This is a genomic window from Streptomyces sp. NPDC111628, assembly GCF_055635195.1.
The window spans coordinates 433497-456434 of sequence record NZ_JBVKBZ010000004.1; the positions used below are offsets into that span (position 1 = coordinate 433497).

15 protein-coding genes and 1 tRNA gene are annotated in these 22938 nt (G+C 73.4%); 8 read left to right on the plus strand and 8 right to left on the minus strand.

The annotated features are described in order from the left end of the window. Positions 1-162, minus strand: coding sequence for a hypothetical protein (locus tag ACZ7MF_RS23980; protein WP_471479604.1), 162 nt, complete (start codon positions 160-162; stop codon positions 1-3). A 264-nt stretch (positions 163-426) separates the two neighbouring features. On the opposite strand from ACZ7MF_RS23980, the gene ACZ7MF_RS23985 reads away from it, so the two are divergent. After that, positions 427-1323, plus strand: coding sequence for a LuxR C-terminal-related transcriptional regulator (locus tag ACZ7MF_RS23985; RefSeq protein WP_471479606.1), 897 nt, complete (start codon positions 427-429; stop codon positions 1321-1323). 69 nt (positions 1324-1392) lie between these two features. On the opposite strand, the gene ACZ7MF_RS23990 is transcribed toward ACZ7MF_RS23985, so the two are convergent. Then, a tRNA-Arg gene (locus tag ACZ7MF_RS23990) sits at positions 1393-1465 on the minus strand. A gap of 331 nt (positions 1466-1796) precedes the next feature. On the opposite strand from ACZ7MF_RS23990, the gene ACZ7MF_RS23995 reads away from it, so the two are divergent. The 4 genes from ACZ7MF_RS23995 (at position 1797) to ACZ7MF_RS24010 (ending at position 8001) form a co-directional block, all read left to right on the plus strand. Continuing rightward, complete coding sequence (locus tag ACZ7MF_RS23995; protein ID WP_471479608.1) at positions 1797-3404, plus strand: dynamin family protein; 1608 nt, start codon at positions 1797-1799, stop codon at positions 3402-3404. A gap of 3 nt (positions 3405-3407) precedes the next feature. Beyond that, positions 3408-5705: a YfjP family GTPase gene (locus tag ACZ7MF_RS24000; RefSeq protein ID WP_471479610.1), complete on the plus strand. Its 2298-nt coding sequence runs from the start codon at positions 3408-3410 to the stop codon at positions 5703-5705. A gap of 204 nt (positions 5706-5909) precedes the next feature. After that, the gene (locus ACZ7MF_RS24005; RefSeq protein WP_471479612.1) at positions 5910-6380 is read left to right on the plus strand and encodes a single-stranded DNA-binding protein; all 471 of its coding nucleotides are present in this window, start codon (positions 5910-5912) and stop codon (positions 6378-6380) included. Between the two features lie 214 nt (positions 6381-6594). Then, positions 6595-8001: a Cys-Gln thioester bond-forming surface protein gene (locus tag ACZ7MF_RS24010; protein WP_471479614.1), complete on the plus strand. Its 1407-nt coding sequence runs from the start codon at positions 6595-6597 to the stop codon at positions 7999-8001. A gap of 64 nt (positions 8002-8065) precedes the next feature. Here ACZ7MF_RS24010 and fxsT read toward each other — a convergent pair whose 3' ends face one another. Both fxsT and ACZ7MF_RS24020 read right to left on the minus strand, forming a co-directional pair. Beyond that, positions 8066-11344 carry an FxSxx-COOH system tetratricopeptide repeat protein gene (gene fxsT / locus ACZ7MF_RS24015; protein WP_471479616.1) on the minus strand — a complete coding sequence of 1093 codons (3279 nt, stop codon included), beginning with the start codon at positions 11342-11344 and terminating at the stop codon, positions 8066-8068. Positions 11345-11518: 174 nt separating this feature from the next. Further along, positions 11519-12034: an HAD domain-containing protein gene (locus ACZ7MF_RS24020; RefSeq protein ID WP_471479618.1), complete on the minus strand. Its 516-nt coding sequence runs from the start codon at positions 12032-12034 to the stop codon at positions 11519-11521. 230 nt (positions 12035-12264) lie between these two features. Between ACZ7MF_RS24020 and ettA the strand changes: the two genes are divergently transcribed. Genes ettA through ACZ7MF_RS24035 form a run of 3 tightly spaced genes read left to right on the plus strand, consistent with a single transcriptional unit; the run spans position 12265 to position 15076 of the window. Next, positions 12265-13929, plus strand: a complete 1665-nt coding sequence (gene ettA / locus ACZ7MF_RS24025) for an energy-dependent translational throttle protein EttA (protein ID WP_279559444.1) — start codon at positions 12265-12267, stop codon at positions 13927-13929. A 2-nt stretch (positions 13930-13931) separates the two neighbouring features. Continuing rightward, positions 13932-14342 carry an acyl-CoA thioesterase gene (locus ACZ7MF_RS24030; protein ID WP_356861210.1) on the plus strand — a complete coding sequence of 137 codons (411 nt, stop codon included), beginning with the start codon at positions 13932-13934 and terminating at the stop codon, positions 14340-14342. After that, positions 14339-15076 carry a DUF8185 domain-containing protein gene (locus ACZ7MF_RS24035; RefSeq protein WP_471479620.1) on the plus strand — a complete coding sequence of 246 codons (738 nt, stop codon included), beginning with the start codon at positions 14339-14341 and terminating at the stop codon, positions 15074-15076. The genes ACZ7MF_RS24030 and ACZ7MF_RS24035 overlap by 4 nt, the downstream gene beginning before the upstream one ends. Before the next feature lie 24 nt (positions 15077-15100). Here the strand turns inward: ACZ7MF_RS24035 and ACZ7MF_RS24040 are convergent, their stop codons facing one another. The 4 genes from ACZ7MF_RS24040 to ACZ7MF_RS24055 form a co-directional block, all read right to left on the minus strand. Continuing rightward, the gene (locus ACZ7MF_RS24040; protein ID WP_471479622.1) at positions 15101-16060 is read right to left on the minus strand and encodes an ABC transporter ATP-binding protein; all 960 of its coding nucleotides are present in this window, start codon (positions 16058-16060) and stop codon (positions 15101-15103) included. Between the two features lie 52 nt (positions 16061-16112). Further along, on the minus strand, positions 16113-18845 hold the full coding sequence (locus ACZ7MF_RS24045) for an FtsX-like permease family protein (protein WP_471479624.1): 2733 nt from the start codon (positions 18843-18845) through the stop codon (positions 16113-16115). A gap of 139 nt (positions 18846-18984) precedes the next feature. Further along, on the minus strand, positions 18985-22272 hold the full coding sequence (locus tag ACZ7MF_RS24050) for an FtsX-like permease family protein (protein WP_471479626.1): 3288 nt from the start codon (positions 22270-22272) through the stop codon (positions 18985-18987). 207 nt (positions 22273-22479) lie between these two features. Then, a complete protein-coding gene (locus tag ACZ7MF_RS24055) occupies positions 22480-22893 on the minus strand; it encodes a globin (protein ID WP_471479628.1) in 414 nt (137 codons plus the stop codon). Between the last annotated feature and the right edge of the window lie 45 nt (positions 22894-22938).

Here is a 22938-nt window from a genome sequence, read left to right on the forward strand (position 1 = left end):
TCATCCCCACTGCGAGTCGTCCGTCGAATCGGTGAAGGCAGAGATCTCGAACTCTGATTCGTGCTGCGCTGTGCCGGAAAACGCGGCGAACGCTCCCAGGGAAAGGAATGCGGAAAGGGTGAACGTGGCGATCGCCTTGCGCAAATGCATGGTCTTGAACATACAGCTGCCCCCTGTTTTCGCCCGCCGTCAATGCCGGGTCGAGTTGCCGTGATGTCTGCTGAAGATCTTGCGTCCCGCTCCGCCCTTGTGCCAAGAGGAAAATGTGGCATGATCATGCATTGCCGGAATCTGAAGGATGTACAGATGTGTGTGAAACTGGACATACCGAACAATATTCAGGTGCTTGAGATCTGCCAGAAGGGGTTGAACTTCTATGCGCGAATTTTGAAAGGACGCTCAATAAATCAGGAAATCCCGGAGTGCTTGACGAGCCTGGGTCTTCTGCGGCGGGCACCCGACGGCGGTGTGGTCGCCATTCCGCCCGGGCTGGCCGCCGGCGGCATCCTGCGGCCCCTGGAGGCGGCCATCGGTCGTCAGCAGCACGCGCTCGACGCGGTCCACGCGTCGATCCACCGCGCCGAGCAGGTCTACCGCGACAGCTACCGCGAGGACGGGGTGCAGGCCGCGCGGGTCATCAGTGGAGCGGACGTCATCAGCACCACCCTCGCCTCGGCCGTGGACTCCTGCCAGGAGGAACTCCTCACCGCCCAGCCCGGCGGCGGCCGGCCGCAGGAACTCCTGGCCAAGGCCCTCGCCAGCGACCTGCCGGCGCTCCGGCGCGGGGTGCGGCAGCGCACGATCTACCAGCACACCATTCGCACCCACAACCCGACCCTCTTCTATGTGGAGCAGATCTCCGCCGCCGGGGCGGAAGTCCGAACGCTGGACGAGGTCTTCGACCGGATCATCGTCTGCGACCAGCGCATCGCCTTCGTCCCCGACCCCGGTGAACGGCGCAGCCAGACCGCCCTGGCGATAGAGCACCCGGGTCTCATCCGCTACCTCGTCGGCATGTTCGAGCACGCCTGGGAGCGGGCCACCCCGCTCCGGTACTCCCCCGGAGCGCACCGCCCGCCCCTGCTGGCCGACGAGACTCGCCGGTCCGTCCTCCAGCTGATGGTGAACGGCTACACCGACGAGGCCATCGCCGGGCGGCTCGGAATGAGCGTCAGGACCGTGGCCACCCATGTGCGCAAGGCGTCGGAGGCCTTCAGCAGTCGCAGCCGCGCCCAGTTGGCCTTCCTCATGGCCAAGACCGGCGTGCTCGACGAAGAGCCCGGGCGGGCGGGTGACGACCCGTCGGCCCTCGCGGCCGACTGACCCGCGTCGGCGGAGCGAGGCGGTGTCCGCACCGGAGATGGTGCCCTCCCGGAAGGAGGGGTGTCCCGGCGCCCCCGGCAGGACTCGAACCTGCGGCCAAGCGCTTAGAAGGCGCCTGCTCTATCCACTGAGCTACGGGGGCCTGGTGTGGTGGCCTCGGTCGTGCGTGCCCGGGTGTGGGCCGGTCCGTGACCTCGCCGGGGACAAGGATAGGGCTCCCGGCTCCATGTCCCGGACGCTTCCCCTCCGTGGCTCGATGTGGAGGTTCGGTGAAGCGATCCCGATAATCGCAGGCAGTTACGAATCGTGCATCGCTTTTGGCGTCTCGCGCATCGGGTGTTGTCCACTCGTTATGCCTGGACTGTCCTCGCGTCCCAGTAGTCCCTTCCGTCCGGAGTGTCCGGTCGGCGCGCAGACATGCTCATCATGCTCATATGCTTCAGAATTCCCTCAAAATTGGGCATTCTTCACATGTGGTGACCTTGGACGTACGGCCTCAGCTGCTCGACGCACTCTCCGCCCTGCGCGACCGTGTCGCGGCCGCACGCTTCCCGCTGCCCCTCGCGGGGGCCCCACGCGCGCGTGCCAACCGTGACGAACTGCTCGCACAGCTCGACGACTACTTGGTGCCCCGCCTGAAGGAGCCCGAAGCGCCGTTGCTGGCCGTGGTGGGCGGATCCACCGGCGCCGGGAAGTCGACCCTGGTGAACTCCCTGGTGGGACGCCGGGTCAGCGAGGCGGGTGTGCTGCGGCCCACGACCCGCACGCCGGTCCTGGTCTGCCACCCGGAGGACCACCACTGGTTCAGCGGCATGCGGGTGCTGCCCGACCTCACGCGCGTGTGGGTGCCCCACCGGGACCCGGACGACGACCTGCTGCTGCCCGGGGAGAACCCCGCGCGCGTGCTGCGGGTCGAGACCGCCGACACCCTGCCGCCCGGCATCGCCCTCCTGGACGCGCCCGACGTCGACTCCCTCATCGCCGACAACCGCGTCCTGGCGGCCGAACTGATCTGCGCCGCCGACATCTGGGTGATGGTCACCACGGCCGCGCGGTACGCCGACGCGGTGCCCTGGCACCTGCTGCGCACCGCCAAGGAGTACGACGCCACCTTGGTCACCGTGCTCGACCGGGTGCCCCACCAGGTGGTGTCCGAGGTGTCGCGGCAGTACGGGGCCCTGCTCACCAAGGCCGGGCTCGGCGACGTCCCCCGCTTCACGGTCCCGGAACTGCCCGAGTCGGCCTGGGGCGGCGGCCTGCTGCCGGCCAGCGCCGTGGCCCCGCTGCGGTCCTGGCTCGTCCACCGGGCGCAGGAACTCGACGCCCGGCACCACGCCATGGCCCGCACGGCGCACGGCATCCTGGACTCGCTCAGGTCCCGGATGCCCGAGCTGGCCGGTGCCACCGCCGCGCAGTACGCCGCCGCGCTGCGGCTCACCGCCGCCGTCGAGGGCGCCTACGACGCCGAGCACGCGCGCGTGCGGGGCCGGTTGCAGGCGGGCGCCGTGCTCGCCGGGGACGCGCTGAAGCGCTGGCGGGCCTTCCCCCTCGACTGCTCGCCGGAAGAGCTCCTCGACTCGCTGGTGGAGAGCCTGAGCGCCCTGCTGCTGTGCGCCGTCACGGCCGCCGACGAAAGCGTCGACGAGGCCTGGCGGCACGAACCGGCGTCGGGTGCCCCCGAACTCGCGGACCACGTCCCCGCGCCGGAGAGCGCCGAGCAACGCATCGGGGTGGCCGTACGGCGCTGGCGGCGTGAGCTGGAGGAGTACGCCGAGGACGAGGTGCGCGAGCTGGACCGGAACCTGGCCCCGGACCCCGGGGTGGTGGCCGGCCTGGTCGCCACCGTGCTGCTGGGCGGGCGGCGCGCACGCGTCGCCGGGGAACGGCTCGCCGAGCGGATCGGCGCCCACGGCGCGCTGCGGCTGCGCGACCGGGGCGGGCGGCTGCTCGAGGAACACGTCGACCGGGTCATGCACGTCGAGCGCGAGCGCAGGCTGGCGCCGCTCGACGGTCTCGAGGTGCACCCGGAGCCGCAGGCAGAGCTCATCGCCGCGCTGTCCGTACTGCAGAAGGAGAGGTGACCGGTGACCGCCGTCACTGACCAGGACCCCACCGAGCACACGACGAAGGAGACGACGCGGGCGGACCGCACCGAGGATGCGAACCCCCGGGCCGACCGTGCCGACCGGGACGACCGGGATCGGGGGGACCACGGAGACCACGGGGACCGCGGAGGCAACCGGGATGAAACGAACGGCCGGGGCGACCGGGACGACGGGGATGCCCCGGACCCCCGGGACCGCCGGGACGAGCGGGATGACCTGGACCGCCGAGAGCGCCGAGAGCGCCGAGAGCGCCGGGACAGCCGGGACGGCCGGGACGGCCGGGACGGCCGGGACGAGGAGGGCCTCGCCGAGAAGGCGGTCCCCCGCGAGCGCGCCGGGCGGAAGCGCGTCGGCCCGGAGCACGCCACCGGGGACGTCCGGGATGCCGGGGACGCCGGGGACGCCGGGCGCGGGACGCGTCCGCGGGAACGTGGGAGCGAGCGCTCCGGCGGTGGCTCTCACGCGCGCGTGCAGGACGACCTCACCGGGGGGCACCGCCGCGCGGAACGCGCCGATGCCCCGGCCGACGGTTCGGCCGCTTCCGGCGACGGGGGCGGGGAGGAAGCCTGGGGCGATGGACTGATCGCCAGGCGGGTGGACGAGAACGGCGGAGCCGAGCAGTTCGCCGTCCTGCCGAGCAGGCCCGCCGCCTCCTCGGCCGCCCTGATGCCGCTCGCCTACGACGGGAACCTCAGGTCACGCCTGGACGCACTGCGCGAACTGGTGGGCCTCTCCCGGACCCGGCTCGACGGCGGAACCCTGGCCGAGGCGGGCCGGGTCCTGGACGAGGCCGCCGCGCGGCGCAGGCTCTCCGGACAGCACACCGTCGTCGCCATCGCCGGCGCGACCGGCAGCGGCAAGTCGCAGCTGTTCAACACCCTCGCCGGGGTGACGATCTCCGAGACCGGCGTCCGCCGGCCGACCACCGCCGCGCCCATCGCGTGCAGTTGGAGCGACGGCGCCGCCAGCCTCCTCGACCGGCTCGGCATCCCCGGCCGGCTGCGCCGCCGTCCGCTCCAGCACCCGGACTCCGAGTCACCGCTGCGCGGACTGGTCCTGATCGACCTGCCCGACCACGACTCGGCCGCCGTGCAGCACCGCGAACAGGTGGACCGCATCCTGGCGCTGGTCGACGCCGTCATCTGGGTCGTCGACCCGGAGAAGTACGCCGACGCCGTACTCCACGAGCGCTATCTCCGGCCGATGGCGGGCCACGCGGAGGTCACCCTCGTCGTCCTCAACCAGGTCGACCGGCTCCCCGGGGAGGCCGCCGAGCAGGTCCTCGACGACCTGCGGCGTCTGCTCGACGAGGACGGCATCGCGCTGGGCGAGTACGGCGAACCCGGCGCGACGGTGCTCGCCCTGTCCGCGCTCACCGGGGAGGGCGTCGGCGAACTGCGCGAGACGCTGGGCCAGTTCGTCGCCGAGCGGCAGGCCCCGGCGCGACGTATCGCGGCCGACGTGGACGCCGCCGCCCGGCACCTGCGCCCCGTGTACGTCACGGGGCGGCGCACCGGGCTCAGCGAGGAGGCGCGGGAGGAGTTCGCGGACCGGCTGGCCGACGCGGTGGGTGCCACCGCCGCGGGCGAGGCCGCCGAACGCGCCTGGCTGCGCAACGCCAACCGCGCCTGCGGGACACCCTGGCTGCGGCTGTGGCGCTGGTACCACGACCGGCGCGATCCCGTCACGGGACGGCTGTCGTCGCGCGCCCAGGCGGACGAGGAGGCCACGGCGCGGCAGCGCGTCGAACAGGCGGTGCGCACGGTCTCGGACCGGGCGTCGGCCGGACTGCCGGCACCGTGGGCGCTGGCGATGCGCGAGGCGGCCGTCCGCGGCGCCCAGGGGCTGCCCGAGGCCCTCGACGAGCTGGCGGTGCGCGCGGGGCTGCCGCCGGGGCGTCCGCCGCGGCCCGGATGGTGGCCGATGGCAGTCCTCGCCCAGGCGACCATGACCCTGCTCCAGGTGGTGGGCGGTCTGTGGCTGCTGGGCCAGATCATCGGCGTCGTGCCGCCGAACCTGGGTGTGCCCGTGCTGCTGATGGTGGCCGGCATCGTCGGCGGCCCCCTCATCGAGTGGAGCTGCCGCCTGGCGGCCCGCGGCCCCGCCCGGCGCTACGGCCATGAGGCGGAACGCCTGTTGCGGGAGGCGGCCGCGGGGTGCGGCCGGGCCCGGGTGCTGGATCCGCTGGCGGCGGAACTGCTGCGGTACCGCGAGGTGCGGGAACAGTACGCGCGGGTCACGGGGGCGGGCCTGGGGGCGGGAGCGGCGACGAGGTAGCGGCGCGTCTCCACGGCTGCCACCCGTGCGGGTCGGCGGCTGCCACCCCTGCGGGTGGGGGAGTTCTCCACAGGCACCGGGCCGGTCCACAGCCCTCGGCGGACCGGCCCGGGCGCGGGCAATCTGGCCTCCACGGCGATCGCGACGGACGCGGTCGCCCCGGCCGCCGTACGGGACAGGCCCGTGCGGGAGGGAGGACTCGCGATGAACGATACGATGATCTGCGCGGTGGGGAACGTGGCCACCCAGCCGGTCTTCCGCGACCTGGCGAACGGACCGTCGGTGCGCTTCCGGCTCGCGGTCACCGCGCGCTACTGGGACCGCGAGAAGAGCGCCTGGACCGACGGGCACACCAACTTCTTCACGGTGTGGGCCAACCGGCAGCTCGCCACCAACGCCTCCGGGTCACTGGCGGTGGGCGACCCCGTCGTCGTGCAGGGCAGGCTGAAGGTGCGCACCGATGTGCGCGAGGGGCAGAGCCGGACCTCGGCCGACATCGACGCGGTGGCGATCGGTCACGATCTCGCCCGCGGCACGGCGGCGTTCCGGCGCACCGGCAGGGCGGAGGCGTCGGCCTCCCCGCCCCAGCCGGAACCCAACTGGGAGGTCCCGGCCGGGGGCACGCCGCGGGAACCGGCCCCCGAACAGCGGCCGGACCCCGTCCCGGTGGGATGAGCTGAAGCCCGGGCAGGATGGATTTGTCGACAATCCCTGTTCGAAAACGCTCTCGGCGATAACGATTCCGAGTCGGATCACCGCGCGGACGACGATCACCGGCAAGCCCGGTCCCTCACGTCCTTAGGATGCCGAACGAGCCTTGTGTGGCTGCTGATTCTGCTGGTGGGACCGTTCCCCCCACGCCAACGGGTCCTGCTCGAAGGGGAATTTGGTGTTTTCTTCGCACGCTGCGCCGTCTCTGCCCGGTCGAGGGGCGGCGCGTCTCGCCGCCGGAGCGCTGGCGTCCGCGCTCGCGCTCGCCGGTGTGGTGACCGGTGCGGCTCCCGCCGCCGCCCAGGACGGGGCGGCGCGGGGCCAGGGCGGGGCGACGGCCACCATAGGCGGCCTCAAGACGCACGGCACCGCGGTCATCCACGGGCCGGACGGCGACCAGCAGGTGCCGGCCGGGCTGTTCGAGATGTCCGTCGAGGGCGGCGGCATGCTGCAGACGTACTGCGTCGACATCCAGAACCCGACGCAGAAGGACGCCAAGTACCAGGAGACTCCCTGGAGCGGGACGTCGCTGGGCACCAACAAGGACGCCGGCCGCGTCCGCTGGATCCTGCAGAACAGCTACCCGCAGGTCAACGACCTCGCCGCGCTCGCGAAGAAGGCCGGCCTCCGCGGCGGGCTCACCGAGGAGGACGCGGCGGCCGGTACCCAGGTCGCCATCTGGCGCTACTCGGACGACACGGACGTCGAGGCCGTCGATCCGCAGGCCGAGCGGCTCGCCGACTACCTGGAGGAGAACGCCCGCGGCCTCGCGGAACCCGCGGCGTCGCTCGCCCTGGACCCGCCGGCCGTCTCGGGCCGCCCCGGCGAACGGCTCGGCCCGGTGACGGTCCGCACCAACGCGGGCGGCGCGACGGTGACGCCGCCGGTGGACGCCACGAGCGAGGGCGCGGTACGGATCGTCGACAAGAAGGGCGAGCCCGTCACCAAGGTCACCGACGGTGCCCAGATCTTCTTCGACGTGCCCGAGGACGCGGCGGCCGGTACCGCCCAGCTGTCCGTCCAGGCCTCGACGACCGTGCCGGTCGGCCGCGCCTTCGCCTCCGAGAGCCGGAGCCAGACGCAGATCCTGGCCGGGTCCAGCGAGTCGACAGTCGCGGCCACGGCGACCGCCACCTGGGCCGCCGAGGGCGCGATACCCGCCCTGTCCGCCGAGAAGAACTGCGCCGAGGGCACCCTGGACATCACGGCGCTCAACAAGGGCGACGAGCCCTTCACCTTCGAGCTGCTGGACGCCGAGTACACCATCGCGCCGGGCGAGACCCGGACGGTGCCGGTACCGCTGCCCGAGGACCGCGCCTACGACTTCACGATCCGCGGCCCGGCCGGCTTCGAACAGCGATTCGCCGGCGTCCTCGACTGCCGTACCCAGAGCGCCACCCTGTCCGACACCACCCACACCCTCAGCGAACCGGCCCCCGCCACGGTCGTCACGCCCTCCCCCAACCCCAACCTCGCCGAAACCGGCAGCTCCGACGCGACCCCGCTGATCGGCGGCGCGGCCATCGGCCTCGTGGTCCTCGGCGGCGCGGTCCTGCTGTTGGTCCGCAGGAAGAACGAGCAGTGACGAGAGCCCGGGCCGGTGAGCGGTTGACCCCGGCCCCGATCCCGGCCGACGGCGCAAACCGGGGCTAGCGGCGTTTCCGGCGGGTGACGGGGCGCGAGCCCGCCTTGCGGGCGGAGAGTATCTTCTGCGCCTCGTGCCGCTTGCCCACCGCAGTCAGCTCGGCGGCGAGTGCCTCGGTCACTTCCTCGGTGAACTGGTGCTCCTCACCGTGGGTTCGGCGGCTTCGAGCGCGAGTGTCCTTGAGCAGTTGCACGGCCGTCGCATGGTCTCGCAGGGCACTCAGGGTGACCGCGAGGCTGTACGCGGACTGGAGGGAGCGGGGGTGGTCCTCGCCGAGGATGCGGCGGCGGTGGCCGAGGGTCTGCTCGTCCATGCGGCGGGCTTCGGCGTACTGCCCGAGGTTGTGCAGGCTGCCTGCGAGGCTGTGCGCGGAGTCGAGGGTGTCGGGGTGGTCCTCGCCGAGGATGCGGCGCCGCCGGTCGAGGGTGTCCTCGACCATGCGGCGGGCGTCCGCGTCCTGTCCGAGAGCGTGGAGGGCGACCGCCAGGCTGTGGGCGGAGGCGAGGGTGTGGGGATGGTTCTCGCCGAGGGTGCGGCGGCGCCGGTCGAGGGTGTCCTCGTGCATGCGGCGGGCATCCGTGGACTGCCCGAGGGTGTGCAGGGTGACGGCCAGGCTGTGGGCGGAGTCGAGGGTGTGGGGATGATCTTCGCCGAGGATGCGGCGGCGGCGGTCGAGGGTGTCCTCGTGCATGCGGCGGGCATCCGTGGACTGCCCGAGAGCGTGCAGGGTCACCGCCAGGCTGTGGGCGGAGGCGAGGGTGTGGGGATGGTCCTCCCCGAACAGCCGGCGGCGGCGCGCGAGGGTGTCCTCGTCCATGCGGCGGGCTTCGGCGTACTGCCCGAGGTTGTGCAGGCTGGCGGCGAGGTCGTGGGTGTAGGAGAGGGTGTGGGGGTGGTCCTCGCCGAGGGTGCGGCGGCGCCGGTCGAGGGTGTCCTCGACCATGCGGCGGGCCTCGGCGTACTGCCCGAGAGCGTGCAGGCTGGCGGCTCGATCGTGGGCGGAGGCGAGGGTGTCGGGGTGGTCCTCGCCCAGGGTGCGGCGGCGCCGGTCGAAGGTTTCTTCCACCATGCGGCGGGCGTCCGCGTACCGCCCCAGATTGTGCAGGCTGCTGGCGAGGCTGTGGGCGGAGTCGAGGGTGTCGGGGTGGTCTTCGCCGAGGGTGCGGCGGCGGCGGTCGAGGGTGTCCTCGTGCATGCGGCGGGCTTCGGCGTACTGCCCGAGGTCGTGCAGTGCGCCTGCGAGGCTGTGGGCGGAGTGGAGCGTGTCGGGGTGGTCTTCGCCGAGGGTGCGGCGGCGGCGGTCGAGGGTGTCCTCGTGCATGCGGCGGGCTTCGGCGTACTGCCCGAGGCCGTGCAGTGCGCCTGCGAGGCTGTGCGCGGAGTCGAGGGTGTCGGGGTGGTCCTCGCCGAGGACGCGGCGCCGCCGGTCGAGGGTGTCCTCGTGCAAGCGGCGGGCCTCGCCGTACTGCCCGAAGTAGCTGATGACGTGACCGAGGTAGCGGGCGCCGGCGAGGGTGTCGGGGTGGTCCTCGCCGAGGACGCCGGTCCAGCTGTCGTGGAGGGCGGAGACGAGGTCGCGGGCGGTGCGTTCCTGGCCGCTCTTGATCAGGTAACGCGCTGCTCGGACGAGCGCCTGGCGCAGCTCCGGGCGACTGGTCGCGATGTCCTTCCGGGCGGCGAGGTGGGTCGTGTAGGCGGCCCACCCGGGCCAGGCGGCGGGCGTGTCCGGGTCGCCCGGGGCCACGGTGGTCAGGATCGTGGCGACATCGTCTTCGGACCCGTCGGTGTCGGCCTGGCTGGACCGGTCGCGGAGGATGGCCTGGGTGAGCCGGTGGATCTGGAAGGTCTCGTGGTCGACGCGGGCGAGACCGTAACGGGCCAGGGGCCGGAGGGCGGTCTGCGGCCACATGATGTTGTCCGGGTCGACGGCAATGGTGCTCAGCCGGTCGCGGACCGCTTCCAGCCAGGCGGTGGGAATCGGTTCCGGGCCGAGGAAGGCGCCGAGGCGGAGCAGGTCGGCGGCGTCCGGGTCGTCGCCTGCCAGGCGGTTGGTGGCGATGTCCACGGCGGCGGCCAACGGGGCGGGGTAGCCGGGCGGACCTCCGTTGGCCATGAGCTTGGCGGTCTTCTCCGTGAGCAGATGGCGATAGCGGTCCAAGGTCATGCCGCTGGTGATGACGCCGACCGCCTGGGCGAGGGCGAGGGGCAGGTCGCCGAGGTCGTCCGCGAGGCCGCCGGCCTGGTCCGGCGTGATGCCGGGCATGCGGGCGGTGAGGTAGGCCAGGGAGTCGCTGCGGGCGAAGACGCCCAGGTTCAGGCTGTGGACCCGGTCGTTCCAGCCCGGGTTGCGTGACGTGATCAGGACGTGGCCGGGCCCGGTGGGGATCAGGCTTTCGAAGTCGTGAGGATCGTCGGCGTTGTCCAGGATGATCAGCCAGCGATCCTGGGTGTGCAGATGTTCCAGCAGCGTGCGCGCGTTGTGTTCGGCGCCGGCCTCCGGTTTGGCGATGCCCAGCCGGGCGGCCAGCTCGGTGTAGCGGACAAGGATCTGGTCGGCCCGCGCGGCGTCGATCCACCAGACGGTGTCGTACTGGCTGGCGAAGCGGTGGGCGTACTCCAGGGCGATCTGTGTCTTGCCGATGCCGCCCAGGCCGTGCAGGGCCTGGACCACGGCCTGCCGACCGCCGAGCAAGCCCTCGCGGATCCGGGAGATCAGGGCCTCACGCCCGGTGAAATGGGGATTGCGGTCTCGCACGTTCCACACCCGTGGCAGGCCTGCGCCACTGGGCAGCCGGGGACGCTGTCCCTGTGCGCCCCCTGCGGAAGCGGCGTGCACCGGTGCGGGTGTGCCGGGGAAACTGGGCGCCGTGCGCGGGCCGGTGGGGCCGCTGACGGCCTCCAGCAGTGCCGTGATGGCGGCCTGCTCGTCCAGACTGTGCAGGTCTTTTCGGATGACGGCGGTCAGGATGTCCGGGATGTCTGATGCCGTGAGGGGTTCGATGGTCACCGGGACGATGCGTTCGCGGCGCGCGACGACGGAGGTCCACTCCTCCCGCGTCCACCGCGCGGGATCGAAGTAGTTGTTGGAGAACAGCGCCACCACCGTCGTGGCACGCCGCATCGCGTCGTTCATCCGTTCGATGAAGTTGTCGCCGATCCGCCAGTCCCAGACATCCAGCTCCACGGCATGGCCGACCTCCCGCAGGTGCCATGCCGCCCACTCCGCCCAGGCCCGGTCCGGCCCGGCATAGCTGACGAAGACCGACTCCACCGCTGCTGGCACTCTTCCCCATCCCCCTCGCTGTGACCCCGTCACGACGTCGCACCCATGATTCCCCGCGGACGGTGTCCGCAAGGCGTGAATCGGTGACGTCGGGGGTGCCCGCGCGATAGCCACGCCTGGACTTCGCCGTATGAGGACGGCGCCGAAGGCGGTGGACTCAGCCCTGAGGTGTACTCATCCCGGCGCAACGGCATCGAGCCATCCGGCGAGCGCGCGGAAGTCGGCGCCATCGAGGCCTCTGGCCGGCTCGACCTGGTGCAGCAGTGAAGGCCCAGGGTGGCTGGCGTCGACCCAGAGGCGGTCCATGGTGCTGATCTCGTCGTCGACCCAGACGAAGGGGCGGCCGGCGGCCCACTCGACCATGGGGCGGGTCTTCCAGTGGAGTCCCCGCGGGGTTCCTCCCGCGTCGGCGTCCGGCCACTCCAGCACCGGCAGCCGCGGCAGGCCGATGCGCGGGGCGATGACGTCGTTCGCCTCTTCCATCCAGGTCGTCGCCCACACGAGCCGACAGCGCAGAGCAATGAGGCGCGCCCCGATCCCGGGGTCGAGTCGGGCCAGCAGCGGGTTTCCCTGATCGACGGTCGTCGAGGAGGCGGCAGTGAACTCCTTCTGACCGGCCGAAGACCCGAACGGGATCAGTGGGCCGTCGACGTCGAGGAAGAGGAAAGGGCGCTCCGATGAGCTGGTCACGGCAGCACCGTAGCCCCGGGCAGCGGGGGAGTGGCACCCTCGGGGCTGGGCCGTGCGAGGGTCCCCGAGGTCGATCGACGGAGACCGACAGTGACCGGTGGGGCTCCGGCGGCATCCAGGAAAGGCCAGGTCAGAGCCCCCGCAGGGAACGCGTTTCCTCACAGCGGTGGCGGTGCGGCAAGATGGGGTGTATCTGCCCACTGCCTGATCAAGCTGCCGGACGGTTTCTCTTGGCTGAGTACATTTACACCATGCGCAAGGCGCGCAAGGCGCACGGCGACAAGGTGATCCTTGATGACGTCACCCTGAGCTTCCTGCCCGGCGCGAAGATCGGTGTGGTCGGACCGAACGGCGCCGGCAAGTCGACCGTACTGAAGATCATGGCGGGGCTGGAGCAGCCCTCGAACGGGGACGCCTTCCTGTCCCCGGGCTACACCGTCGGCATCCTGCTCCAGGAGCCCCCGCTCAACGAGGAGAAGACCGTCCTGGAGAACGTCCAGGAGGGTGTCTCCGAGGTCAAGGGCAAGCTCGACCGGTTCAACGAGATCGCCGAGCAGATGGCGACCGACTACTCGGACGCGCTGCTCGAGGAGATGGGCAAGCTCCAGGAGGAGCTGGACCACGCCAACGCCTGGGACCTCGACGCCCAGCTGGAGCAGGCCATGGACGCGCTGGGCTGCCCGCCCGGCGACTGGCCCGTGGTCAATCTGTCCGGTGGTGAGAAGCGGCGTGTGGCGCTGTGCAAGCTGCTGCTGGAAGCCCCCGACCTGCTGCTGCTCGACGAGCCCACCAACCACCTCGACGCCGAGTCGGTGAACTGGCTGGAGCAGCACCTCGCCAAGTACGAGGGCACCGTCGTGGCCGTGACCCACGACCGGTACTTCCTGGACAACGTCGCCGGCTGGATCTGCGAGGTCGACCGCGGCCGCCTGCACGGCTACGAGGGCAACTACTCCAAGTACCTGGAGACCAAGCAGACCCGCCTCAAGGTCGAGGGCCAGAAGGACGCCAAGCGCGCGAAGCGGCTCAAGGACGAGCTGGAGTGGGTGCGGTCCAACGCCAAGGGGCGGCAGGCCAAGTCCAAGGCGCGTCTCGCGCGGTACGAGGAGATGGCGGCCGAGGCCGACAAGATGCGGAAGCTGGACTTCGAGGAGATCCAGATTCCGCCGGGCCCGCGCCTGGGCAGCGTCGTCGTCGAGGTCAACAACCTCAGCAAGGGCTTCGGCGACAAGGTCCTCATCGACGACCTCAGCTTCACCCTGCCGCGCAACGGCATCGTCGGTGTCATCGGCCCCAACGGTGCCGGAAAGACCACCCTCTTCAAGATGATCCAGGGCTTCGAGGAGCCGGACTCCGGTTCCATCAAGGTCGGCGAGACCGTCAAGATCTCCTACGTCGACCAGAGCCGCGAGAACATCGACCCGAAGAAGACGCTCTGGGCGGTCGTCTCCGACGAGATGGACTACATCAACGTCGGCCAGGTCGAGATGCCCTCGCGGGCGTACGTCTCCGCCTTCGGGTTCAAGGGACCGGACCAGCAGAAGCCGGCCGGGGTCCTCTCCGGCGGTGAGCGCAACCGGCTGAACCTGGCGCTCACCCTCAAGCAGGGCGGCAACCTGCTCCTCCTCGACGAGCCGACCAACGACCTCGACGTGGAGACGCTCTCCAGCCTCGAGAACGCGCTGCTCGAGTTCCCCGGGTGCGCCGTGGTCGTCTCCCACGACCGGTGGTTCCTGGACCGCGTCGCCACCCACATCCTCGCCTACGAGGGTGACTCCAAGTGGTTCTGGTTCGAGGGCAACTTCGACTCGTACGAGAAGAACAAGGTCGAGCGGCTCGGCGCCGACGCCGCCCGTCCGCACCGCGCCACCTACAAGAAGCTGACCCGGGGCTGATCTTGCGGCACATCTACCGCTGCCCACTGCGCTGGGCGGACATGGACGCGTACGGCCACGTCAACAACGTGGTCTTCCTCCGCTACCTGGAGGAGGCACGTATCGACTTCCTGTTCCGCCCGGAGAAGGACTTCAAGCAGGGGTCCGTGGTGGCACGCCATGAGATCGACTACAAGCGGCAGCTCGTCCACCGGCACCACCCGGTCGACATCGAGCTGTGGGTCACGGAGATCAGGGCCGCCTCCTTCACCCTCACCTACGAGGTCAAGGACGGGGACGTGGTCTACGTCCGCGCCTCCACGGTGATCGTGCCGTTCGACTTCGAGGCCCAGCGGCCCCGGCGGCTCACCGCCGAGGAGCGGGAGTTCCTCCAGGAGTACACGGACGCCAAGGAGGAGGCCGTCGCCGCATGACGGTGCTCCACCTCGCCGACGAGGGGGAGGCCGCGGATCTCGCGGCCTTCCTCTCCCGGCTGCTCCACTACGACCGTTCGGCCGCGGTACGCCTCCAGGCGGCCGGCACGGCCCTGGCCGTGTTCGGCCGGCCGCCCTCCTTCGAGGTGCTGGCGGTGCGCGCGGTGCGGCTGGCCAAGCCGTACGAGAACGCGCTCGACGACACGCTCGACGTGACCGTCTCCGCCGGTGAACTGCTCGAGTCCGTGGACGAGCAGGCGGCCACCTCCGGCGTGCCGGACGCGGTGACCGGGCCGCCCTGGGCCGGGGTACTGCCCCCGCGCGGAGGCTGGCGGACCGAGGCGGGGCTGCCCGCCCCGGACGCCCTGCGCGCGCTGGTCGCCGCCGCGGTGGCGGAGTTCCGTACGCGCACGGGGGAGCTGGCCCCCGAGGACAGGACGCGGGCCGAGCTGGACCGGATCGGGCGGGAGATCTGGTCCCGGACCGTCGGGGAGACCGGGCTGCCGGTGCGGGCCGTGCACGCGGCCCAGTCGCTCGGGTTCCTGCGGCCGCGCGGAGCCTCCGGCCCCGGTCACGACTCGCGCCTCGGCGCCGGCGCCGGCGCCGGCTCCGGCTCGGACGAGGGCGCGCCGAAGCTGCTGTCCTCCGGTGCGTGGCTGCGGCTGCGTACGCCCTTCGGGTCCGTCGCGCTGCGGCGGGCGGGGACCGGGGCCCTGGGCATCAGCGTGCGCTGAGGCCGCCCGGGCCGCCCCGGCCGCTCAGTGCTGGGGTTCGCTGTCGTCGGGGCGTACGGCGATGTGGTCGCTCTCCAGTTCCAGGGCGACGCGGTCGCGCATGCCGAGGGCCGCGGTGTAGTCGGCGGGCAGCTGGAGCCGGCCGGCGCGGTCGAGCATGGCGTACTCGCGGGCCACCACCGTCTCGTGGCCGGTCTCGGCGTCCACCTCGCTGCGGCGCAGGACCTCCGTGGAGGTGCGGCCGTCGCGGATGGCGACGGTACGGCGGACCTCGCCGGCCACCGCCTGGTCGTGGGTGACGATGACGACCGTGGTGCCCAGGTGTTCGTTGGCCGTGCGGAACGCGGCGAAGATCTGTTCCGCGGTGTGGGAGTCCAGCTCGCCCGTCGGCTCGTCCGCGAGCAGCACGGACGGGTTGCCCGCGAGGGCCACGGCGATGGCGACCCGCTGCTGCTGCCCGCCGGACATCTGCTGCGGGCGCCGGTCGCGGCACTCCGCGATGCCCATCAGGTCCAGCAGCTCCAGCGCGCGTTCGGTGCGCGCCGCCCGGCGTCCGCCGGTGCCGGACAGCTGCATGGGCAGCGCCACGTTCTGCGCGGCCGTCAGGTAGGGCATGAGGTTCCGGGACGTCTGCTGCCACACGAAGCCGACCACCGTACGGCGGTAGGCGAGGCGGTCCTTCGCCGTCATCGCGAGCAGGTCGCGCCCCGCCACCCGGGCCGCCCCGGCGGTGGGCGTGTCCAGACCGGCCAGGATGTTCATCAGCGTGGACTTGCCGCTGCCCGAGGCGCCCACCAGGGCCATCAGCTCGCCCTCCCGGACCAGGAGGTCGAGTCCCTGCAGGGCCTGCACCTCCACCCCGTCCGCGCTGAAGATCCGGACCAGGCGGTCGCAGGTGATCAGGGCATCGTGCCCGTAGGCGGGCCGGTCCCGGGACGCCGTGGCGCGGTCGGCCAGCTCCGCGAGGGTGGGGTCGGTCGTCATCGGGTCTCCTCCGTGTCCGCGTCCGCGGTCCGCCGTGTCTGCGTTCGCGCCCTCACCGCGCGTCGCCCGCCCTGAGTTCCGCCACCGCTCCGCGCCGGCCCGACCACCACGCCTGGACGGCCGCCACCCCCACCGCCAGGACCAGCACCGCCACCGCCGGGACGGCCAGCGACCACGGGTCGGCGCTCAGTTCCGCGCGCCCCGCCGGGGACGTCGTGGCCGGGACCGCGAGGGTCGTCAGGTCGATGCCGGGGGAGAGGAGGCGTACGGCGGCCCAGCCGGTCAGGATGCCGCCCAGAGCCGCGGGCAGCGCCTGCGGGAGGGACTCCAGGACCAGCAGGCGGCGGCCCTGGGCGCGGGTGAGGCCCATGGTGCGCAGCCGGGCGAGGAGCGCGGCGCGTTCGGGGGCGGCGCCGGCGAGGGACAGCAGCAGGGCCAGGGCGGCGTATCCGGCGGCGGCGGCCACGGCGGCCGTGTAGATGCGCTCCCCGCCGGACTGCAACGGGGAGTCCACGTAAGTGTCGCGCTTCTCGGACCGCAGGTGGACGCTGCCCGCGTCGTCCGCCGCCCGGTGCACCGCGCCCGCGTCCAGGTCGCCGCCGGTCAGCAGCGCCACGTTCGGCCGGGTGGCGGCGGCCGGCAGTCCGGCCCGGTCCACGACGAGGAAGTCGTCGCCGTTCACGGCCGGAGTGCGGTCGCGGACCAGCACGATCCGCAGGGTGGCGAGGGTGCCGTCGGCCAGCCGCACCTGGAAAGTGCCGCTGCCCAGCCGTTCGGCGACCGCGGGGGAGGCCAGCGCCGGCAGGACGGCGTCCTCGGAGCCGCCCTCGGCGCCGTCGGGCCGCCCCAGCTCGCCCGCGGGGAAGGCACCGAGGCCCGTTCGCCCGGCCAGCACCGCGTAGTCGGCCGGGTCCACCGTCGCGAGCGGCAGCGACTGGCGGCCGTCCTGGATCCTGGCCTGGTAGTCGAGGCCGATCTCGGTGACCTCCCGCACCCCGGGCGCCTGCCCGAGACGGCCGGTCAGCCCGGCGGGCAGCGCGGCCTCCGCCTCCACCCGGGCGTCGGCGCCGACCGAGAGCAGCGCCGCCCGGTCGCGGGCGTCGGCCACGCCGTTGAGGACCGACCCGCCGAACGCCGCCACGGTGAACGCGGTCAACAGCGCGAGCAGGGGCAGCACCGCGGAGGCGGAGGTACGGCCCGCCCGGGCCAGCGCGAGCGGTCCGACGGCGCCCCGCAGCCGCCTGGCCGGGCGGGCCAGCCCGCGCAGCGGCAGCGGGTACAGGCGCACCAGCACCAGCGCGGCGATCACCCCGACCAGGACCGGGGCCACCGCCACCAGGTCACCGGCGCCGTCCGTCGCCCCGCGCCGGCGCAGCATCTCGACCGCGCCGAGCGCGAGGACCACGACGGTCAGTTCGGCGACCGTACGGCGCCGGGACGCACGCGCGGACGCCACGTCGCGTCGGCCGTCGTGGATCCGTACGGCGTGGTGGGCGGCGGCGGCCCGCAGCGGCAGCGCGAGACAGGCCACGGCGGTGACCGCGACGGCGGCCCAGAGGGCGGGGAGCGGCCGGGCGCCGGGCAGCGCCAGCAGGGCCGCGCCGAACCCGAGGGCGCCCGCGGGCACGGCCACGACGGCCGTCTCGGCGAGCAGCCGCCCCACCATGCCCCGTACGGAGGCGCCGCGGGCCCGCAGCAGGGCCAGTTCGGCGCGGCGCCGCTCGGCGGCCAGACCGCCCGCCATCAGCAGGACCACGGCGGCGACCGTGCCCGCGCCCGACGCGGCGACGACGACCAGCGGGCCGATGTCGCCGCGGAGTTCCTCGTACGCGGTGAAGGCGGCGTCGAGTCCCGTCGTGACGTCGGTGAGCGGGTTGATCGTCGTGTGCAGCCGTTCCAGGCCGGGACCGGACTCCAGGGAGGCCACGGCGGAGGCGAGCCCGTCGAGGTCGCGGCTGTGCAGGGCGTCAGGGGAGGGGGTCAGGTGCCAGTAGCGGACCGTGGGGGTCGCGCCCAGCAGCGCGGGCGCCGCCTCGGGGGCGAGCAGCAGACCGCCGACCCAGTAGGAGGGGTTGGCGGCTCCCATCGGTCCCGGCACGCGCCGCAGGGAAGGGCCGCGCAACAGGGAGTCGACGGACCAGTAGGGGCTGTCGGCGTCCTCGGGTGTGACGATGCCGGTGACGCGGACGGTGAGGTCGCGGTGGGCCGACACGTGGATGACCGAGCCCACCTCGATGTGCAGCGTGCGGGCCGTCTCCTCGGTCACCGCGGCCTGCACCTCGGTGGTCTCGATGCTCGCCTCCCCGCCGGGGACCTCGGGCAGCCGGCCGGAGCTCAGCCGGGTGTGGTCGGCGAGACCGTGCGGGGCGGCGAGGAGCATCTCCGCGGGGAGGCCGTCGGGCCGGGGCAGCCACTTGTCCGGCGAGGGCAGAGTGTTGGTGCTGCGGACGCCGTAGGAGGACCGCTTCCCGTCGATGACGAGCGGCCGTTCGACCACGTCGAGGGTGGACCTGTACAGCTCGGTGAGGCGTTCGGGCCGGACGCTCTCCTCCGTGTGGGCCACGCCTCCGTCGAGATCGGGACCCGCGGTCACCAGGATGCTGCTCTCGTCGACCGGGGCGCGCTCGACGGCCTGGCGCAGACCGGCGTCCGTGTACCGGTCCAGCGCCCGGGGGAACGCGGCGGCCAGGCACGCGGTCAGCGCCACCAATACCGCCAGCGCGACGGCGGCGCCGGGGGCGGCCCGCAGCCGGGTGCGCACCCAGGGGGCGGTCACGCGGTTCACCGTCCGGTACCTCCCTGTCCTTCGGGGGCCGCCGCCGTGTGTGCGCGGCGCGGCGCCCGTGCGGCGCCGGTCACGGGCACGGTGGCGGTCACGGGCACGGTGGCGGCCCTCTCGGCCGGTGGCGGGGCGGTCACGGGGTTCACCGTCCGGTACCTCCGTGGTCCTTGAGGGTCACCGTCGTGTCGGTGCGGCGCAGGGCCAGTGCCGCGGTGACCAGGAGCGGGACGACGGCCATGCCGGCCAGCAGCAGGGCGATGCGGTCACCCGGCAGGGCCACCTGCACGTCCGGCACGGGGCGGGTGGCCTGCGGGGTCAGTACGGTCAGCGGGATCACCGCCCGGGTCAGGACCGCGCCCAGGGCGGCGCCGGTCAGCAGGGCGAGGCCGGTCAGCACGCCCTGCTCGGCGGCGACCGTGCGGGCCAGCCGGCGGCGCGAGGCGCCCAGGGCACGCAGTACGGAGAACTCGATGCCCCGCTCGCGCAGCGACCCCGCGGCGCTCACCGCGAAGCCGACCGCCGCGAGCGCCGCCGCCACCAGGGTCGCCGCGGCGAACGCGGCCCCGGGACCGGCGCCGAACGGGTCGTCCCGCAGCCGCTCGGCGACCTCGTCGCGCACCAGTACCTGGGCCGGTGCGGTGTCCGGGAAGGCCCGCAGGCCGGCTGCCGCCTCGTCGGTCTTCCCCGGCCCGGTCCGCAGCCACCACTCGGTGGGCGCGACGGAGGCGCCGTACTTGCTCTGCAGGTGCCGGTTGACCGCGGGCAGGTCGACCAGCAGGGCACCGCCGAACTGCGCCGAGGGGGTCTCGGGCCCGGTGCCCGGCAGCTCGCGCACGGAGCGCACGATCCGCACCGGGACGTCGTGGCCGCCGATCAGCACCGTGACCCGCTGCCCGGTGCTCGCGCCCGAGGAGTCGAGGAAGCGGTCGGTGGCCACGGCGGTCACCTCGGCCGGTTTCGGCTGCGCGACCCGCAGCCGCACGGTCAGCGTGGTGATCTTCCAGCTGCCGGCCTCCGAGTAGCCCGTGGCGTACTCGACGGCGAGCGGACCCGACTTCAGCAGGCGCGGAGTGGACGGGGCGCCCGGCGCGTCCGGCGTGACCGACGGCGGTGCCAGCTCCGAGCCGGCCGTCCAGGCGTCCGGCAGCGGCACCGGCCGGGCGGTCCCGTCGGCGGCCGTGGCCGTCACCCGCCGTACCGTCAGACGGTGTTCCTCGCTCTCGCCGCCGGGCTGGACCACCGTGAACTCGACGCCGGTCAGGGTGAGCGGACCCGCGGAGACGTCCATGTCGAGGGTGTGCTCCCGGCCGTCGGCGGTCAGGGAACCGGCCGCCAGCCGGTACGGGTTGCCCCAGCGGTCCTCGACGGTGACCGTCACGTCCGCCGACCGGGAGCCGACGTAGGCCGGGTCGAGGCCGGGGACGGCCAGGGTCGCCGCCAGCGTGAGCCGGGCCGTGCCCGCCGGGATCGTCGCGCCCTTCGACGGCTGTTCCGGCGCCATGCCGGACAGCAGCCCGCGCGGCGACGCGTCGGCCAGGTCGGGGCGCATCAGCATCAGGCCCGCCGCGTGCGAGGTGTCCAGCGCGAGCACCGTCGCCGTCCGGTCGCCTGACAGGGAGACCTCGGACCGGGCCGCGGGGGCGACCTCCGCCACACCCGTGACGCCCGCGACCAGGTCGGTGCGGCCCGGCCCCGGCGTGCCCGAGGCCTGCACCCGGATCGGCGCCCCCGTGCGGAAGTCGGCCTGGTCGTCCTGCGACCGGGACCACGAGGCGCCCTGCCCGATCGCCATCGTGCCCAGCGCCACGGCGAGCACCAGCAGCAGCACCGGACCCGCCCCGCGCATCGGACGGCGGCTCAGCTGCCAGCCCGCCAGCGCCGCCGCGAGGCCCCGCCCGCTCGCCGCCCGGCGCTCCGCGAGCCGCGCCACCAGCGGCAGCAGCCGCAGCGCCAGCACCGTCCCGGCCAGCAGCGCCAGCGTGGGCGTCGCCACGAACAGCGGATCGACCCCCAGGGTGCCCGGGGCGTCGGCGTCGCCCGTCCCGGCGGCGGAGGTCTGCTGGTCCAGCTGCCAGTAGGCGATACCGGCGATCACCAGCAGACCCACGTCCGCGCCGGCCCGCAGCCACCCCGGCAGCGCCCGGGGCCGTCCGCCGCCGGCCTCCGGCGCGAGGGTCAGCGCGGGCAGCGTCACCGCCAGCGTGCACCCGAGCGCCGCGACCGCCGCCACCAGCCACACGGTGCCGCTGCCGCCGGCCGTCGGCTCCCAGCCGAGCCCGATCCGGGCCGGCGCCCCCTGCCCGGCCAGCAGCCGGACCAACGGCCCGGCCAGCAGCGGCGCACAGACCAGCGCGGGCACGGCCAGCATCAGCGCCTCCAGCGCGGATCCGGCCGCCAGCCGGGCCCGGGAGGCGCCGCGCGCCCGCAGCAGCCGCAGCTCGCCCGCCCGCTCGACGCTCAGCAGCCGCGCCACCAGCAGCAGCGCGCCGCCCGCGAGCAGCACCAACTGCGACGCGATGACCAGGAGGGTGGAACGGGACACCTCCAGCGAACGGTCGAGACGCTCCAGGATCGCGGGCAGTTCGGTGGTCGCCGCGGTGGTGCCGCTGAGCACCTGCTGCTCGCGCAGCCACGCCAGGCCGTCCCGGGCCGCGTCCCCGAGGGCCTGCGTCCGCCCGGTCGTCAGCGACGAGTAGTCCGCCGTCACCAGCCATCCGGACGACCCCGCGCTGACCCGGCCACCGCTCAGCGCACCGGGCGGGGCGAGCAGCGGCCCGTACGTCGTGAAGCCGCCCTGCTGGAGGCCGCGCCCGGCCAGGTCGTCGAGGCGCCAGTACGGCGACCCGGTGTCGACCGGCCGGTACAGGCCGCTCACCACGATGTCCACGGCCGGGCCGTCGAGCCGGTCGGTGAGGGTGAGCCGGTCACCCGTACCGACGCCGATGCGCTCGGCGGCGGCCACCGGCACCGCCACCTCGACCGCGCCCTCGGAGCCCTCGTCCCCGCCCCCGTCCTCGGGCAGCCGTCCCTCGTCGACGCGGACCTGCGTCGGGTCGAGCGCCGCGAAGAAGGTCAGATCGGGGTCGCCGGACCGCTCGGTCGGCGGCCGCAGGGAGCCGGGCAGCGCGTACGGGCCCGAGCGCACCAGGGTCCGTACCGTCCGCGGCAGCCCGTCGAAGGTCTTCGCGGCGCCCTCGCGCACGGTGGCGTCCGCCGCCGACCGCTGTGCCGCCGGTACGTCCGCCTTCACGATCAGCGCGGCGTCGGCCCCGGTGCGCGAGTCCGCGAGGGAGTGCCGCAGGGCCGCGTCGCCGACGGCGCCCGAGTAGGCGGTCAGGGTGGCCAGCACCGTGGTGGTCAGCAGGACGGTGAGCAGGGCCGCGGCCAGCAGCAGGCGGTGCGCCCGCGCCCGCAGCAGCACGAACCCCATGAGCCCCCCGTACCCCGCCACCCGGCCCCCTGCCGCTGTTGTCCAGACCTCTCCGGGATGTTGTCAGAGGAGGAGGTACGGAAGTAAGCGCTTGGGACTTGGACTTGACCGGATTGTGACCGGAATCCGGCGTCGGCTGACCGGAATGCGCCCGTCAGTCAGGGGTTCGACGACGGAATCGGACGACGGGACGGACGCCGGGACCGGTCAGTCCGGGGTGTTGACCATCGAGGCCGCCGCGTACGTCAGGTACTTCCACAGCGTCTGCTCGTGCTCCTCGGACAGGCCCAGCTCGTCGAGCGCGACCCGCATGTGCTTCAGCCAGGCGTCGTGCGCGGCCCGGTCGACGGCGAAGGGGGCGTGCCGCATCCGCAGCCGCGGGTGGCCGCGGTTGTCGCTGTACGTCGTGGGGCCGCCCCAGTACTGCATGAGGAACAGCGCGAAGCGGTCCTCGGCCGGGCCCAGGTCCTCCTCGGGGTACATCGGCCGCAGGATCGGGTCCTCGGCGACCCCCTCGTAGAAGCGGTGGACGAGTCGGCGGAAGGTCTCCTCCCCGCCGACCTGCTCGTAGAAGGTCTGCTCCTGAAGCGTGCCGCGCCGAATCTCATTCACGCCGTCCATGGTCTCAGACCCGGGGGCATAGGACTCAAGACCTAGGACCGCTCC

Coding starts and splice junctions, on each gene's coding strand:
- ACZ7MF_RS23980 (WP_471479604.1), bottom strand. CDS start 162: ATGTTCAAGACCATGCATTTGCGCAAGGCGATCGCCACGTTCACCCTT.
- ACZ7MF_RS24005 (WP_471479612.1), top strand. CDS start 5,910: ATGAACGATACGATGATCTGCGCGGTGGGGAACGTGGCCACCCAGCCG.
- ACZ7MF_RS24035 (WP_471479620.1), top strand. CDS start 14,339: ATGACGGTGCTCCACCTCGCCGACGAGGGGGAGGCCGCGGATCTCGCG.
- ACZ7MF_RS24040 (WP_471479622.1), bottom strand. CDS start 16,060: ATGACGACCGACCCCACCCTCGCGGAGCTGGCCGACCGCGCCACGGCG.
- ACZ7MF_RS24050 (WP_471479626.1), bottom strand. CDS start 22,272: ATGGGGTTCGTGCTGCTGCGGGCGCGGGCGCACCGCCTGCTGCTGGCC.
- ACZ7MF_RS24055 (WP_471479628.1), bottom strand. CDS start 22,893: ATGGACGGCGTGAATGAGATTCGGCGCGGCACGCTTCAGGAGCAGACC.